This window comes from Corallococcus sp. AB049A (assembly GCF_003668885.1).
In the GTDB taxonomy this organism is placed as follows: domain Bacteria; phylum Myxococcota; class Myxococcia; order Myxococcales; family Myxococcaceae; genus Corallococcus; species Corallococcus interemptor.
In genome coordinates this window covers 1-423 of the sequence record NZ_RAWL01001228.1, presented here as the reverse complement: position 1 = coordinate 423, position 423 = coordinate 1, and the positions used below count along the sequence as shown (strand labels likewise).

The following is a 423-nucleotide window of genomic DNA, read 5'->3' as shown; positions in this document are numbered from 1 at the left end:
ATATAGTCATGGACAACGGCATATGGTGGCTGCTCGTCCCAGGCGTCGTCTCCCACGCGATCCTCAACTTTCTTGTTTACGAGGTTCTTCGCTGGTGGCCATTCTCAGATGCTCTCGCAGTAGGCGACATCCAGACTCTCTCTCCGAAGATGGGGTTCAAAGTCTGGCTGAGCACGTTGGCGAGTGTGTGTATCGCCTTTGCCTTGACGTACTGGATGGCGTCTTTGGCTGTTTCCCGCTATTTCGAACCTTCATCGAAGCTGTACCGCCGTGCCAACAAATTGCGAGGGGCGGCGCGCCAGGCCGCCGCGGGGAGGAGCGTTGGGAACGCGAACACCAGGTGGTATGAGGCGCAAGTGAGTCCAGTGGATTGTTGACGGCGCTGGGATCATGCAGAGAGAGAATAGCTGGAACCTCCAAGGT

Annotated in this window: 1 protein-coding gene; it reads left to right on the top strand. The window is 57.0% G+C overall.

Going from position 1 to position 423, the window contains the following annotated elements; translation table 11 throughout:
• A partial coding sequence (locus D7X55_RS45205) for a hypothetical protein (RefSeq protein ID WP_233610473.1) occupies window positions 1-377 on the top strand: 377 nt, incomplete at its 5' end.
• Between the last annotated feature and the right edge of the window lie 46 nt (window positions 378-423).